The sequence below is a fragment of the Dendronalium phyllosphericum CENA369 genome, assembly GCF_016056275.1.
Lineage (GTDB): Bacteria > Cyanobacteriota > Cyanobacteriia > Cyanobacteriales > Nostocaceae > Dendronalium > Dendronalium phyllosphericum.
The window spans coordinates 1-12,746 of the sequence record NZ_JAECZA010000105.1 but is presented as its reverse complement, the minus strand read 5'-3'; the positions used below and the strand labels follow the sequence as shown (position 1 = coordinate 12,746).

13 protein-coding genes and 1 pseudogene are annotated in these 12,746 nt (G+C 41.6%); 7 read left to right on the top strand and 7 right to left on the bottom strand.

The genetic code is table 11. The features are described from left to right. The first annotated feature begins 248 nt into the window (after positions 1-248). From I8752_RS19355 to I8752_RS19345, 3 genes are all read left to right on the top strand, one after another. Positions 249-1,877, top strand: coding sequence for a serine/threonine protein kinase (locus I8752_RS19355; protein ID WP_214433925.1), 1,629 nt, complete (start codon positions 249-251; stop codon positions 1,875-1,877). A gap of 139 nt (positions 1,878-2,016) precedes the next feature. Next, positions 2,017-2,637: a Uma2 family endonuclease gene (locus I8752_RS19350; RefSeq protein WP_214433924.1), complete on the top strand. Its 621-nt coding sequence runs from the start codon at positions 2,017-2,019 to the stop codon at positions 2,635-2,637. A gap of 168 nt (positions 2,638-2,805) precedes the next feature. Further along, the gene (locus I8752_RS19345) at positions 2,806-3,975 is read left to right on the top strand and encodes a homocysteine biosynthesis protein (RefSeq protein WP_214433923.1); all 1,170 of its coding nucleotides are present in this window, start codon (positions 2,806-2,808) and stop codon (positions 3,973-3,975) included. A gap of 40 nt (positions 3,976-4,015) precedes the next feature. Here I8752_RS19345 and I8752_RS19340 read toward each other — a convergent pair whose 3' ends face one another. The 6 genes from I8752_RS19340 to petC all read right to left on the bottom strand — a co-directional run bounded on the left by I8752_RS19340 (position 4,016) and on the right by petC (position 7,893). Beyond that, positions 4,016-4,702, bottom strand: coding sequence for a Uma2 family endonuclease (locus tag I8752_RS19340; protein ID WP_214433922.1), 687 nt, complete (start codon positions 4,700-4,702; stop codon positions 4,016-4,018). Positions 4,703-4,779: 77 nt separating this feature from the next. Further along, complete coding sequence (locus tag I8752_RS19335; RefSeq protein WP_214433921.1) at positions 4,780-5,265, bottom strand: hypothetical protein; 486 nt, start codon at positions 5,263-5,265, stop codon at positions 4,780-4,782. Then, positions 5,262-5,702 carry a type II toxin-antitoxin system YhaV family toxin gene (locus I8752_RS19330; RefSeq protein ID WP_214433920.1) on the bottom strand — a complete coding sequence of 147 codons (441 nt, stop codon included), beginning with the start codon at positions 5,700-5,702 and terminating at the stop codon, positions 5,262-5,264. Before I8752_RS19330 ends, I8752_RS19335 begins: the two co-directional genes overlap by 4 nt. Continuing rightward, positions 5,702-6,022, bottom strand: a complete 321-nt coding sequence (locus I8752_RS19325) for a hypothetical protein (RefSeq protein WP_214433919.1) — start codon at positions 6,020-6,022, stop codon at positions 5,702-5,704. Before I8752_RS19325 ends, I8752_RS19330 begins: the two co-directional genes overlap by 1 nt. A 103-nt stretch (positions 6,023-6,125) precedes the next feature. Further along, positions 6,126-7,127 (bottom strand): cytochrome f, encoded by a 1,002-nt coding sequence (petA, locus tag I8752_RS19320; RefSeq protein WP_214433918.1) that lies wholly within the window; start codon positions 7,125-7,127, stop codon positions 6,126-6,128. A gap of 226 nt (positions 7,128-7,353) precedes the next feature. Continuing rightward, on the bottom strand, positions 7,354-7,893 hold the full coding sequence (gene petC, locus I8752_RS19315) for a cytochrome b6-f complex iron-sulfur subunit (protein ID WP_214433917.1): 540 nt from the start codon (positions 7,891-7,893) through the stop codon (positions 7,354-7,356). A 228-nt stretch (positions 7,894-8,121) separates the two neighbouring features. Here petC and I8752_RS19310 point away from each other — a divergent pair, with 228 nt between their 5' ends. After that, a complete protein-coding gene (locus I8752_RS19310; protein ID WP_214433916.1) occupies positions 8,122-8,430 on the top strand; it encodes a DUF3067 family protein in 309 nt (102 codons plus the stop codon). A gap of 250 nt (positions 8,431-8,680) precedes the next feature. Here the strand turns inward: I8752_RS19310 and tatC are convergent, their stop codons facing one another. Continuing rightward, the gene (tatC, locus tag I8752_RS19305; RefSeq protein WP_214433915.1) at positions 8,681-9,472 is read right to left on the bottom strand and encodes a twin-arginine translocase subunit TatC; all 792 of its coding nucleotides are present in this window, start codon (positions 9,470-9,472) and stop codon (positions 8,681-8,683) included. 364 nt (positions 9,473-9,836) lie between these two features. Between tatC and I8752_RS19300 the strand changes: the two genes are divergently transcribed. The 3 genes and pseudogenes from I8752_RS19300 to I8752_RS19290 form a co-directional block, all read left to right on the top strand. Continuing rightward, the gene (locus I8752_RS19300) at positions 9,837-10,052 is read left to right on the top strand and encodes a hypothetical protein (protein ID WP_214433914.1); all 216 of its coding nucleotides are present in this window, start codon (positions 9,837-9,839) and stop codon (positions 10,050-10,052) included. Between the two features lie 538 nt (positions 10,053-10,590). Next, complete coding sequence (locus tag I8752_RS19295) at positions 10,591-11,928, top strand: P-loop NTPase fold protein (protein WP_214433913.1); 1,338 nt, start codon at positions 10,591-10,593, stop codon at positions 11,926-11,928. Then, positions 11,898-12,746: pseudogene (locus I8752_RS19290) on the top strand (hypothetical protein); the annotation flags it as partial. The gene I8752_RS19295 and the pseudogene I8752_RS19290, both read left to right, overlap by 31 nt.

The window sequence follows — 12,746 nt, the reverse complement described above, 5'->3', positions numbered from 1 at the left end:
CCTCTACCCCTCTGCCCCTCTGCCCCTCTGCCCCTCCTCTCCACTACCTACTGTATTATGAAAAAGACAAAGCTGTTGCGATAATTGAGAGGTTATTTCGATTTTGGGAGATTTAATAAATAAGCGATCGCTGAAGACAGGCAGATAAAATATCCGGTAAGACTTTGTTGTTTGGAAGTCACTGAAGACTCAGGAATCAGTACTTATTTACTCACTCAGAACTCAGGACTCAGGACTTAAAACTCGCTATGTTAGCAGGCACAATTTTGCAGGGTGGAAAATATACCCTAATGCAGGAAATAGGGCGCGGTGGCTTTGGCATCACGTTTAAAGCTACTCATCACTACTTAGGTCAAGAGGTAGTGATGAAAACTATCAACGAACGGCTGCGCCAACATCCCGATTTTGGCAAGTTTGAGCGTCAGTTCCAAGATGAAGCCAGACGATTAGCTACTTGTATCCACCCGAATATTGTCCGAGTCAGCGACTTTTTTATTGAAGATGGGCTGCCTTACATGGTGATGGAATATATTCCTGGGGACACTTTAGGAAATGCCTTTGTTTTGCCAGCGATACCTTTACCAGAAGCAACAGCAATTCATTACATCCGGCAAATTGGGGCAGCATTGCAGGTAGTACACAACAATGGTTTGCTGCACCGCGATGTCAAACCAGATAATATTATCCTTCGCCAGGGCACTCAAGAAGTAGTACTGATTGATTTTGGTATTGCGAGAGAATTTAACAGCGGTGTGAGGCAAACTCACACAGGTCTAGTTTCTGAGGGCTATTCTCCAATCGAACAGTACTTGAAGCAAGCACCGCGCACGCCAGCCACCGATGTTTATGGTTTGGCAGCAACATTATATGCTTTATTGACAGCACAAGTTCCCTTGCCAGCATTGTTGCGCGATCGCGAAAAAATGCCTTCTCCCCGCGAACTGCAACCCCATTTAAGTGCAGCAGTCAACCAAGCGATAATGCGTGGTATGGCTGTAGAGTCGCGCTTTCGCCCCGCAACAGTCGCCGAGTGGCTGCAACTACTACCTGGAGGGGTGAATGCTACACCTCAAGCTGTAGCTACTCACATGGTTCCAACTATCGATTTATCTGCCCAGCAATACCAAGAAAAGTTATCTGAGGTAACTGTTCCAAACCCCACTCCTAAGCCATCACCGCTGAAGAATGTCACAGCAATTGGTAAGAAACTACGAACTTCTAAGATATTTGTCGGTACGGGTATCGCCTTTATTGCTGCCATAGCAGGTTTTGGCATCACTAACTTATTTTCCCATTCTCAACAACAGAAAACAGAGCCTGCTGGCAAAAACCCTACTGTCGATTTTACACCTATACCGCTGAGTCAAGAGACTAACGCTGCCAAAGACTCTCAAACCTCCTCGCCAAATGAATCGACATCTGCCTCAACCTCTAGGCGGCGCAGTAGGCGCAGTTATTCTAATAGAGAAGAATCTCCAAATACCAGTAGCAGCAATTCTACCGAAAAATCTTCGCCACCCAACTCAACAGAATCTTCACGCCGCAATATCGAACAACCCTCACCTTCGCCAAGTGTTTCCCCTTCGCCATCGCTAGTAGACAAGCTACGGGCTATCCGTTCATCTCGCCGCCCTTCTCCTGCACCATCACCAGCAAATACCTTGCCTTCTTCTAGAAAGGATTCTACCTTGCCCCTACCTGTGAAGAAATCCAATCCCGTGCTGATACCACCAGCCCCACTACCCGCGGAATCAAAACGGTCAGATCCTCCGGCTGTGATAGTACCAACTCTAGAAGATAAGCAAAACTCACCTGCTAATAGTCAATCTCAAAAAAATGACAAACCGCAGGAAACTCCACCAGCTAGTAGTAATTAAAAACGCGGCTCAAATAAAATTTCAAACCTGAATTTAGTAAGATTCGTCACAGAAAATCAACATATTAATACTCTGGAAACAGTGCTTTATCCAATTCTAAAAGCTTTCCTTGACTTCAAAAGTTTTTGTAACATCCACAATGTTTCAATCAGTCCCAAAAATTCTAACTATTGATGAATTCATCACCCACTACGGTGACAGCGAAATCTATGAGCTAATAGATGGGGAATTGATTGAGATGGAACCAACAGGCCCACACGAGCAAGTATCTGCTTTTATCGGACGAAAATTAAATGTAGAAATTGACCGTCAGGATCTATGTTATTTTATCCCCCATCGCTGTCTAATTAAACTGTTAGGAACAAATACAGCTTTTCGTCCCGATGTGATTGTACTGGATCGAACTCAACTAATAAATGAACCACTCTGGCAACAAGAACCTGTAATTACGTCAGCAAAATCAATTAAATTAATTGCTGAAGTCGTTAGTACAAACTGGCAAAACGACTATGCCCGTAAGTTTGAAGATTACGCTCTGTTAGGTGTGAGCGAGTATTGGATTGTCGATTACCTAGGCATTGGTGGCAGAGAATATATTGGCAAACCCAAACAGCCAACAATCACAATTTGCACGCTGATAGAAGACGAGTATCAAAAAAAATTATTTCAAAATAACGAGCAACTTGTTTCCTCAAGCTTTCCCAATTTACAACTAACGGCACAACAAGTTTTTGCAGCTGGAGGATATATTGCTATGTAGTTTTTTCACGAATAGCCACAAAAGAATTAGCATTTCAATCTCAAACTGTGTGGAGTAGGTTTTCAGAATTATCGGGATAAATGAGCAAAAAACTATCAATATGATTCTTACTACACAGAATAACTAAACTAAAAAGTCGAACAAAAATAATAATCCGCTACATTTAAAATGCGAACAATTGCGGAAATTAACGAAAAAATCAGCCGCCAACGTGCAGTCGTATTGACAGTTGAAGAATTAAAAGCACGAGTTGTAGAAGTCGGTGCTACCAAAGTTGCCAAAGAAGTTGACGTAATTACCACTGGCACTTTTGAGCCGATGGAATCAAGTGGTGCAATTATCAATCTCGGACACACTGACCCGCCGATTAAAATTCGCCGTTGCTGGATCGATGGCGTACCAGCGTATACTGGTTTTGGAGCTGTAGATTTATACTTAGGTGCTAGTTGTGCTGTAGAGGTAATAGATGGTGAAGAAGTCCGAGAACGTGGCGGCGGACATGTTATAGAAGATTTAATCGCAGGCAAGCCCGTACACATAAGAGCGCAAGGACAAGTAACAGACTGTTACCCACGGGCAACTTTTGAAACTACAGTTACCTGTGACACGATAAATCAGTTTTATTTATTCAATCCGCGCAATCTTTACCAAAATTTTATTGTAGGAGTGAATGGAGGCGATCGCCCACTTTTTACTTATCTCGGCCCTTTACAACCGCGTTTAGGAAATGCAGTTTACTCTAACCCCGGTGCTATTTCTCCGCTACTCAACGACCCCGATTTGCAACTCATTGGTATTGGTACGCGAATTTTCTTAGGCGGCGGTATTGGTTATGTGGCTTGGGAAGGTACTCAGCACTTCCCTTTACAAAAGCGATTAGCTAATCGCACACCAATTGGCCCGGCTGCTACTTTAGCTTTGATTGGTGATGCCAAGCAAATGGATGCTCGTTGGGTGCGGGGTTGTTATTTTAAAAGTTATGGGCCTTCGTTGATGTTAGGCGTGGGTGTCCCTTTTCCCGTATTAAACGAACAAGTAGTGGAACACTGTGCAGTCCAAGACAAAGATTTAGTAGCCCCGATAGTAGACTTTTCCATTCCTCGGCGCGTCCGTCCCACGTTTGGGTTAGTTAGTTATGCTCAATTAAAATCCGGGCGTGTGACTATTGAAGGCAAAACTGTACGGGCTGCACCCCTTGCAAGTATGTTTTTTTCTCGGCAAATCGCCATAGAGTTAAAACAGTGGATTGAAGCGGGTAAATTTAGCCTTACACAACCAGTTTCGCCACTTCCGGTAGAGCGATCTTTTCTACCCCAAGACCGTTGGGCGGATTTTTAAAAAGTTAAACAAGTTAAAATAAACCTTTTTTATGAATTTGCTAAAGGTTATCTGGGTCAATATTTAATTCTCGAAGTTTAGCTGCTAATCTTTGCGCTTTCTCTTCTACTGAAAGTCGTGCGGCTGCTTCCTCTTCATGGCTTAAGAGTGTTTGACCCGTCGCTGGGTCGTAAAAGCGTAATTTTCCCGCCTCTAGTCGCAACTCTAGCCCTAAAACTTCACTAAGTAAGGAAACTTTACTATCTGGTTGCGTACTGGTTCCAACTGGGAAATAATTGCCATCGACTAAGCGTAAACCTTGGAGTTGAGGATTAAGATAATCGCCTGTGGGGTCATATTGGAAATATTCTTGTACTCCTAGAAATGCGTAAATTCCTTTTTTTGCTCCTTGGTCTTTACTGCGGGTGGTTTTTGAAGTAATTTCTAGGACAAAATCTGGGGTTTTATTGTTTTCTTCCCAGGTTTTATAAGAACGTCGATCGCGGTTTTCTACTTCAAACACCACAAATACATCTGGTGCGACAACTGACTCCGGATTACCTTCTTCGTAATAGATAAATAAATTACCCGCCACATACACATCTGGGCAGTTTTGAAAATAAATTTCTAGCACAGTGGTAGCATATACCAGACACTTGCGCTGTAAATCACCTTCAGCCATTGGCTTCCCGTCCTCATCCGGATATTCAATTGGAGTAATGGGGATATATTCTACTGAGGCTGTCATGTGCAATACTTCAACTCAGGATAGGTTTAATTTAACATTTGAATTGTTCGGTTAATTTATTATGTAAAAATTTCTTGTCAATTAGATATAATGAACGAATAAACTTCATTATAATTATCTAATCCAAGAACTTGAAATCCTAATTGAATTGCATCATAAATAGTTTCATATTCTTCATCATCGTTCATTGAATTGATGGAAAATTTTTGTCCATCAATTAAAGGGTTTCCTTCTTCATTTAACAAAACCCAAATTTCATCATTTGCATCAAATGAATATATCGCTAATCCTTCCGCGAACATAATTGATGACCGATGTCCAATTCTAGAGTCATAACGCACTACAAGAACAGCAGTAATTTCTAATGATAATTTGCTAGCTAAGTACTCTATTTGCTGAGAGAAGATTAGTTTATGTCTGTTTTCTTCAATTCGATAAATAACGGAGAGAGTATCATTAATTTTTATAACTTCTAACTTTAGCTCGGAAGAACTTTTTGTAAGTAGATTTTCAGTTATGGTAAAATCAATCGGACATATAATAGCTTCAAAAACATTACTCATATCTCGCATTCTGCAAGCAATTCATCTATACTTTCTGGCAACTCCCCATTTTCTACTTTTTTTGTAAAAACTTGATAACAATCTTTTTTATCTCCTTCTTTGCGAGGATAGCCTAACCAAAGAATAATAATAATTTTTTGCTCTTTGAAGGCTCTAAAAAATAATCGATATCGCTCTGGTAGTCCCATTTTTTTTAGACGGCCATACTTGTGCAAAGGTTTTTGTAAAAAAAAGTAAGAAGCAAAAGGGTCTTGAGGAATTTTTTCTTTAATACCAATATTTAAAGCTTTTAGTAACTTCGCATCTGGGTGTTTAATAAATTCTTCTTTAGATAATTCATTTTTTAAATTACGAACTTTATGACGCAATTCTAACCATTGTTCGTTAAACAAAGGGTAGAAAAAAATTTGCCATCCATTACAGGTGAATGCAGTCACTAATCTATAACTACGTCAGCGAGTAAATCATCTATTTCATCACTCATTTCTTGAGTATAAGCAACAAGCTCAGATGGATTATGCATAGCATCCTTCATTAAAAAATCAAGAAATAAACTCATCATTATGCTCTCTACTTCATCAGCTTCATCAACATTCTCAGTTTCTAATCGAACTAAAAATGTGTTTTCAGATATTACTTCAATGTAACCTGAAGCATTTGCTAAATGAGGATAATCTTTAGAGAATGCACGTGGTAAGCGAAAACCATCTTGGTTTCCTACCTTTGCATGAGTTATGGGATAAATTTTGTCAGCCATTACAATATCTAAATGTTGAGTTATAACTATTGTTATAACATATCAACAACAAAAAAAAGACAGGCTAGATGCCTGTCCTACAATTCATTATTTAGCAGAGATTTTAAAAATTCATCTCAGCAGCTTGGACTTTCTCAACTTGCTTCTTCTTCAGCACTAGCATAACTTGAGCTAACATTACAAGACAGATGAATGCAATCAACCATCTGACTCGGCCAGCATCTTGCAATACGATTTCTGCATCTTTTTGACCGAATCCACCAACGTTGGGATTGTTGGTCAAAGCGTCACCAGATTTTACTTCTTGTCCTTCAGAAACAATTAATTCTGGCCCGGAAGGAATCGTATCGGAAACAACTTCACCAGAGTCGGTTTTAATGCTCACAACATATTTAACGTTACCGTCTCCATCTTCCTCTTTGGCAATCTTGCTAATCGTGCCAGTTGCGGAAGCGTTGTAAACTGAGTTGTTGCTCTTTTCACCTGTGGGATAGACTTGTCCGCGTCCCCGGTTTCCACCTACGTGAACTGAATATTTACCGAAGTGGATGTTTTTATCAGTTGCAGGGTTGGGAGAAAGAACTGGAAAGACAATTTCCTGATACTGTTCGCCAGGTAGAGGCCCGACGATGACGACGTTTTCTTTGTCTTCGCTGTAGGGTTGGAAGAAAGTATCGCCGACTTCTTCTTTTAGTTCTTCAGAAATGCGGTCTTCAGGTGCAATCTTGAAGCCTTCAGGCAACATCAGCACAGCACCCACGTTCAAGCCAGCTTTAGAACCATCAGCACCAACCTGCTGCAAGCTGGTATCGTAGGGAATTTTTACCACAGCTTTAAATACAGTGTCAGGCAGCACCGATTGAGGAACTTCTACTTCTGTAGGCTTGGCTGCAAGGTGGCAGTTGGCGCAAACAATCCGTCCGGTTGGTTCGCGGGGAGTTTCAGGGTAGGTTTGCTGTGCCCAAAAAGGATAGGCAGCAGCAGATTGGGGAAGGGCTATATCGCTGGTGAAGAAAAATGTCACGGTAGCGATCGCTACGAGCAATGTTTTTATCATCGCCCTAGCACTGCGAGTTAACCTCGCTGTTGTACAGGCATTACTCATCTCTATAAGGACAACAATTCTCTGATGAATTAGTTAGTAGTAGTTAGGAGGCAGGAGGCAGAAGGCAGGAGGTGAAGCAGTGCGGTCTTGGGGGTTTCCCCCATGAGCAACTGCTGAACCCGAAGGGCAGAAGTTTTGAAGAAAAATAACTTTCCTCACTCTGAACTCCCTTGTACAGACGCGTAGACGCTCGTAAGAGTATAATCGCGTCTCTACTCAGCACTCATTAAGCCCACCAAGGATTTTCGCCAGTGCGGAAGTCGGTTTCAGTCCAAGGAGTCAAAACGATTTTGTCCTCGTTGACATTGGCATGGGCTAAAGCCAAAGACAATGGTGCTGGGCCTCGAACAACCTTACCAGTGGCATCGTACTGGGAACCGTGACAAGGACATTTAAACTTGTTTTCAGCCACATTCCAAGGCACAACACAACCTAAATGGGTACAGATAGCATTGATGCCGTAATCAGCAATTGCCTCTTTGCTTTCCACCACAATATAGGTGGGGTCGCCCTTTAGTCCCTGAACTAGGGTGCGATCGCCTTGGTTACGGTTTTCTAAGAATTTACTGAGGCTAACATCGTTACCCAGCTCGTCTTTTGCCGTTATACCACCGCCAGCGCCACCGCTAGCTGGTGGAATAAAGTACTTGACAACGGGATACAATGCACCCAGAGCTACTCCAGTGACAGTCCCAAATGTGAGCAGATTCATGAACTGACGACGACCCATATCGGGCACGTCTGCTGATTCAGAAAATTGAGCCATAGTCTACGCGCTCTTTGTGTATTTTGTTAAGCATTCTGACAAGAGTACGAGTACTTGCTCGACCCCTGTCTGAGTCGAAATGCTAACGCCTGCAACGATGCCAAACTTCTCTGTCCAAGACACTTTTAGCATCCTGTTTGTTAGCATTACATTTCTTTATATCCCTATCATACTTGAGTTACGGAACTTAACATCATAACTAAATGTAAAATCTAATTGAGAAAAGCTATGACAGGACAGGAATTACGTCAACTGTTGCTTGAGAAGTGGGGACATTCTTATGATGTGCAGTTTCGGCGCACACAGGGCAAGATATTTTTACAAATCATGTGGAAGTACTTAGAGCAAGCTTCTTTTCCCTTGAGTGAAGAGGAGTACCAAGCACATCTTGATACCGTGGCTAATTATCTTCATGCCTTGGGTGGAGCAGTCCAAGTACAAACTTTTATTACACAAACACGCGATCGCCCCCGACTTGGTAAAGCTGTCAGTATACCTTTAGACTTGGGCGATCGCTCTTCAGAATGGATATTATAACCTAAATCTTGTCCAACTAGTAGCAATGACTGCTGACAAATAAATATTTTCAGTCAGTTTTTATATTTAAAAATAATATTTAAATAAATTTAAATACCGAATATTTTTAATCGCTTGTTCTATTAATTGACATAACGTTTTATTTCTCAACTCAAAATTTAATTTCGCAGCTTTTTCTAGAACCTCTAAAGCCTTGTGATTATTGCTAATACCCAAGGAATAATATTTGTAGAGTTCACCATTATTTGCATCATTTGCCTGTGAGCTTAACCAAACCAACACCACCGAAGTACAGTCCTAGCACTGCACCTGCTAAAAGACTTTGGGTGAGAGGGTCAGTAGAAGGTGTAAGAACAGCTCCTAAAACCACCGCTCCCATAATTACGAAACGCCAACCAGCCAGCATTTTTTCTGAAGAGACAATTCCTAAATTACCAAGCAGCAGTTGAATAATCGGAATTTGAAATGCTAGACCAGTACTGAATAACAACAACAGCACAAATTCAAAATATTTATCAATCGACCACAATTGTTCTACTACATCTGCTCCATAACTGATGAAAAATTTCAAAGCTGCGGGGATAAGGAGCAAGTAGGCAAATACTAACCCGACTGCAAACAACACGCTCGACCCCAAAACCACAGGCCCCAGCAAGCGACGTTCGCGGCGAGTCAGCCCAGGGAGAACAAACTGAATAATTTGATAAAGGATGAAGGGACTAGAAAGTACTAAGCCGCTGTAAGCTGCAACTTTCAGGGAGACAAAGAAATATTCTCCAGGAGCTAACTGGAGAAATTTTACTCCTTGAGCTGGGACTTCCAATAGCTGGACAATAGGCTTGACGGCAAAAAAACAGCCAATAACACCCACTGCTACAGCAATCAGCGAATAAAAAATCCGCTGTCGCAACTCTTCCAGGTGATCGAAAAGAGACATTTCCACCTCTCCTGGTAACTCATCGAGAGGATCGGTTTGTGAGTTACCATATCCTTCCACGTCTATATCAGGAGCGGTTACAGCGTCTACATCTTGTGGTGTCATGAGTCAGCTAGTAGGCAACATTTGTTAACTATTTTATCTGGGGAAGCAACTACAAAGGAAACTCCAACAATAAATTGTTAGGCGTTGTTCTCTGTACTCTCCTACCAAAATAGGTTTTGAACTGCTGGGAGATTTTTTCCTGATTTTTAGGAGCGCATCTGCATAAGTTAGTGAGAGACTATCTTGTGGGCAATGGCTACCTGAAAAACAGGTGGAACCGATACTTGGGAAATTACGTCTCTGCGATTAGTAGCATTGAATAAATTGACGCAACATCAACATACAATGCTCAGTTTTTAAACTCCGGTTCATCAAGGTAGCATCCATAACATAGCGCAATCGGAAATTTTTCGCTGAGGTTTGTATGAATAGGACAATTTGCATTGGCTTGATGGCATTGCCTGTTTATCTACACAATGCCAAGCTCGACTTTGCTTATAGCAACGTGCAAAGTTTCCTAAACCCACTTTCTATAGTTACTTACAGCACAAATGCTCAGTCGCGCATAGCGCCGTGGTATATATCGGCTAGAGACGACCAAACCGAAGATTGCCTGCGGGATGGGATGTGCAGAGATTGAGAAGTAATACTATTTTTAGACGTTGGAGTTAGCGCCAGCTTTTACACAACAGATTTATCTCTATGTCTTGTGGAGTTGATAAATAATTTATTTAATCACACGGCACAGGAAGTCATTTTGCGGACAATTTTTTCTACACGACATTGAGTTTGCGAACATAACCATAATTATTACTAAGGCTGGCGATCGCTTCAGATTTTAATTCTGACTGCCGAAGAAACTTGAGATTCCAGAATCCAACCCAATTGGACGCAAAAGTAGCTTTTGCTGTATGGGATAATTTTTAATATTCATAAAAGTACTTTGTTTTATATTTAGAAATTTGGCAATTTGTACTTGTAGTAGTATTTTTGCTGAATTAATAAATGCTAACATTGCCTTATGACAGATAAAATATATCTGAAAATTTATCCGGAATGCTGCTATTTAAATTAGTAATCTGATGGAGATGTACTGAAACTCCAGCAAAAATTCTCCAAGACAAAAATATTTTTCAGCAGATTTCGTCATTCCCATCTCTGAATAAATTCGACTAGTTATGATCCTAGATTTAGAAAGATTTTATCAGGCTTGTAATCCGAGCAGACCTCTAATGATGGGAAATCTGCGCGATCGCCGATACTATATCGATTTTGCGGCGGTGCGGGGTGGCAAAATTATTGAGGCTCTCCAGCGGACGATCGCCCGCATTTCTCCAGATGCACCCACCTGTCAATTATTTACAGGACATCTCGGCTGTGGCAAATCAACAGAATTATTACGATTGCAAGCCGAGTTAGAAGAGCAACAATTTCATGTAGTTTACTTCGAGTCTACTCATGTCCTAGAAATGGCAGATGTGGATGTGACTGATATTTTATTAGCGATCGCTGGACAAGTAAGCGAAAGCTTAGAAGCAATGAAAATCCGGCTCAAGCCCCGCTACTTCACTAAGTTATTTTCTGAGATTGTGGATTTTCTCCAAACCCCAATTGAACTTGGTGTAGAAGCAGAGTTGTCTGTTGGCATTGCCAAAATTACAGCCAAAACAAAAGAAAGTCCGCAATTACGGCGACGCTTAAGAGACTATTTAGAACCGCGCACCCAAAATATTTTGCAGTCAATTAATAAAGAACTGCTAGAACGTGCCAACAAGGAACTGAAAGCTTTAGGTAAAAAAGGATTAGTAGTAATTGTTGATAACTTAGATCGGGTGGCAATTCGACCTTTACCTTCAGGGCGATCGCTACCAGAATACTTATTTATCGAGCGGGGCGAACAGTTACGAAAACTCAATTGTCATCTAGTCTATACCATTCCCTTAGCTTTAACTTTCTCCAACGATAGCGCCGAACTGCAACATCGTTTGGGGGGCGGAGTAGCACCGAAAGTTTTACCGATGATACCCGTGCGCCTGCGTTCTGGCGAAGTTTGTACCCCAGGCTTAGAATTGATGCGACAAATGGTGCTAGCTAGAGCTTTCCCTGACGTTTTTGCTAGCGATCGGTTAGGCTTAATTACAGAAGTGTTTGATAATTTGGAAACACTAGACCGATTGTGCCTAATTAGTGGTGGTCACGTGCGGGATTTACTAGGGCTTTTGTTTGACTGTCTGCGGGAACAAGATCCACCCTTCGATCGGGAGTGTATTGAGTTGGTGATTCAAAGGCAGCGAGACTACCGAGCTAACGCCATCGACCCCCACGAATGGGAATTAATCTTTCAAGTGGTGCAGCAGCAAAGAGTCCGAGGTGATATAGAATACTATACCCTATTGCGGAGTTTATTTGTCTTTGAATACCGCGATCGCCAGGGAGCTTGGTTTGCCGTCAACCCCATTTTAGAAGAAACGCAAAAATTTCAATCATGGTTGAACGACACCCACAAGCAGATATAAAAGTAGCTAACGAGCGCGCTTTACGAAGTTTGGGGAGAGCAATTGCTCTCTCTAGCAGTCAATTCTCCGTAGTTTTGGTATGTTGCAATTATCGAGTCTTGCAAGAGCAAATGCTGCAAAGACTTGAAGAAATCATGGGAACGTACCACATTCAAAAAGTTGTTTTACCTTCTAATGCTAGAAGTCTTTACCTGAATATTCATTTACAACTACTGACCGAAAATCGACCGCCATCAGCATTGATGGTCTTAGGTTTAGAGGCAGTCGAAGGAATTGACGACCTACTGCGGTCAATTAATCATATTCGGGATGAATTTCGCAAACGCCATCCATTTCCTCTGGTTTTATGGGTAAATGACGAAGTATTGCAAAAATTAGTCCGTTTAGCACCAGATTTCGCCAGTTGGGCAGCGACACCGATTCGGTTTGAAATGACGACTCCCCATCTGCTGCAATTTTTGCAACAAGAAACTGATTCTTTATTTGCCACAGTCTTGCCCAGCAATAGGGCACAACAGCAAAAATCTGAAGTTCTGAAGAATTATTCCACTCTTGAGCAAGTCTGGGAACATAGCGATGAACTTCAGTTTGCCATCGGAGAATTGCAAGAGCGCGGTATTACTTTAGAGCCAGAATTACACGCTAGTTTAAAATTTGTTTTCGGTCTAGATGATTATGTTAGCAATCGAATCAATCTCGCTTTAAGTCATTTTCAGCAAAGTTTAAAAGTTTGGCAGCACTTGGTAAAGATCGGGGATAAGGAAGATGAGGGGGATAAGGAAGTATTTTCTTCCCCATCTCCCCCATCTCCCCCATCT